The organism is Acidovorax sp. ST3, from assembly GCF_003231145.1.
Lineage (GTDB): Bacteria > Pseudomonadota > Gammaproteobacteria > Burkholderiales > Burkholderiaceae_C > Acidovorax.
On sequence record NZ_QKVP01000013.1, the window covers coordinates 1 to 2,277 of the forward strand.

The 2,277-nt window shown below is 59.9% G+C and carries 3 protein-coding genes; all 3 read left to right on the forward strand.

Features of this window, described 5'->3' with window-relative positions:
- On the forward strand, positions 1 to 361 hold a 361-nt coding region (locus tag DNK89_RS23220; RefSeq protein ID WP_238990910.1), incomplete at its 5' end, for a Zn-ribbon domain-containing OB-fold protein.
- Positions 362 to 365: 4 nt separating this feature from the next.
- Positions 366 to 1,502, forward strand: a complete 1,137-nt coding sequence (locus DNK89_RS23225) for a thiolase family protein (RefSeq protein WP_110961999.1) — start codon at positions 366 to 368, stop codon at positions 1,500 to 1,502.
- Between the two features lie 11 nt (positions 1,503 to 1,513).
- Positions 1,514 to 2,277 (forward strand): SDR family NAD(P)-dependent oxidoreductase (locus DNK89_RS23230; RefSeq protein ID WP_110962001.1); only part of this gene is annotated, 764 nt, incomplete at its 3' end.

Genomic DNA, 2,277 nt, shown 5'->3' on the forward strand with positions numbered 1-2,277 from the left:
ATTTTTGAAGATCATCCAACGAACGGAGCCTCACTTCCGTCAAACCGCGAGCGGCATGGTGTTGATCGCCACACGTGTTGCCGATCACCCTCCGCAATTCCCGCCAGTGGAATTCGTTCACAACGATCAGCCAGTCGAGGATATCGAGCTCGGTCCGACTGGATTGCTGTACAGCTTTACCGTCGTTCACCCTGGCAAAGATAAGCAGCCCTACGGCCTCGCTATGGTCGACTTCGAGCCCGGTGTGCGCGCATTCGGACGACTGCTGTTTGATGCTCAACCACCCGCCATCGGCAGCCACCTGCGTGTGGTGCCCTTCACGTTGCCTGACGGCGAACCCGACTACGCCTTTAAGGAATGACGTCATGAAGCAACCAATGATTACCGGCGTGGGTATTACGGATTTCGGCCGCTTTCCAGAGTTGACCGAGGAGGTTATGGCGCAGTCGGCCATCCTTGACGCATTGGCCGACGCTGGCACTCAACTCTCCGAAGTACAGGCGTTCTACTGCGGCAATGCACTCGGTTCATCGTTGCCAGGGCAACGCGCATTGCGTGAACTGCATGTCAATGGTGGTGCTGTCTACAACGTAGACAACGCTTGCTCCAGCGGCGCAACCGCGCTCAACCTTGCCTTGCAGGCGCTCAAGGTCGGGCAGTACGACACCGTGGTGGTGTTCGGCATGGATCACCTGAGCAGCCTCGGAGGTGGTCCGCTGCAGCTCAGTCAGAAGGACTGGAACAACAGACGCGGCATGATCATGCCGGCTCTTTATGCCATGCGCGCGAAGCGCTACATGCATGACCACGGCTTGAAGCTGGAGACATTGGCTGACATCTCGGTCAAGAACAGAAAGCACGGAGCGCTGAATCCCATCGCCAAGTTCGCGAAACAGGCGACGCGCGAGGAGGTGCTTGCTTCACGCCCTGTTGCTGAACCGCTCACGCTACTGCAGTGCTGTCCAGCCGTGGTGGACGGTGCCGCCGCAATCGTTCTCAGTACCCGACCTTCCAAAGGCGTTGCAAAGCCGGTGCAGGTGCTGGCGTCTGTAGTGCAGTCAGGTCTTTTTGAAACCGAACCGGTGGACATGACCGAGGCAGAGATCACGGCCCGCGCAGCCCGTATCGCCTATGAGCAGGCTGGAATCGGTCCGCAGGACCTGAGCCTTCTCGAGGTCCACGACGCGTTCACCATTTCCGAGCTGCTCTATTACGAAGCGCTGGGGCTTTGTGCCCGTGGCGACGCCGCGAGTTTCCTGCAAAGCGGTGCAACTGCGCTGGGAGGGAGGGTACCTGTCAACCCAAGTGGTGGGCTTATCGCCAAAGGCCATCCCCCGGGTGCGACCGGCGTGGCACAAATCGTGGAGGTGTGTGAGCAACTGCAAGGGCGTGCGGGAGCGCGGCAGGTGCAGGGCGCGCGGATCGGTCTCACGCAGGTGACTGGTGGGGGCATCTGGGGTGTGGACCACGCAGCCTGCTCGATCAACATTCTTTCGCTCTGATGGCAAACAACATGAACCAGACAAACACTATCGCGCCCGCTTCGCTCAAGGGACTTGTCGCTGTTGTCACCGGCGGTGCGAAGGGCATTGGCTTGGGCATCGCCCGTGAATTGGGCTTGGCCGGCTGCCGCATCGCGATTTGGGATTTCGACGAAGGGGCACTGCAGGAGGCTGAACGCAGCCTCGGCGGTGAAGGCGTAGATGTGAAGACCTTCAAGGTCGACGTCAGCTCCATGGAGCAGGTGGAGGCGACAGTCGCCCAGCTCGTGGCGACTCACGCGCGTATCGACATACTGGTCAACAACGCAGGCATCGGTGGCGACAAGCTCGTCTCCAAGATGGACCTTGCGTTCTGGAGCCGGGTGATGGAGATCAACCTGAATTCCCAGTTCATCTGCTCTAAAGCCGTGCTGGCCCATATGGCAGAGAACCGCTTCGGGCGGATCATCAACATCGGCTCACGTGCATGGCTGGGTAATCGCGGCCAGGCGGCGTACTCTGCGTCCAAGGGCGCAGTGGTCAGCCTGACCCGCTCACTGGCGCTGGAGTATGCGCGCAAGGGCATTACCGTGAATGCTATTGCGCCCGGCATCGTTGAGACCCCCCTGTTTGGAACGCTAACGGAAGAGGTCCAGCAGAGTCTTCGCAAGACTGTGCCCATGGAGCGCATTGGTCAGCCGGATGATATTGCTCGCGCCGTCCGGTTCTTTGCGGAACCTGGCTCGAGCTACGTCACTGGACAACTTCTGTATGTCTGCGGTGGACGCAGCCTCAG

Bases quoted from the DNA above. Each gene is read 5' to 3' on its own strand.
- DNK89_RS23225 (WP_110961999.1), top strand. From the start codon at position 366: ATGAAGCAACCAATGATTACCGGCGTGGGTATTACGGATTTCGGCCGC.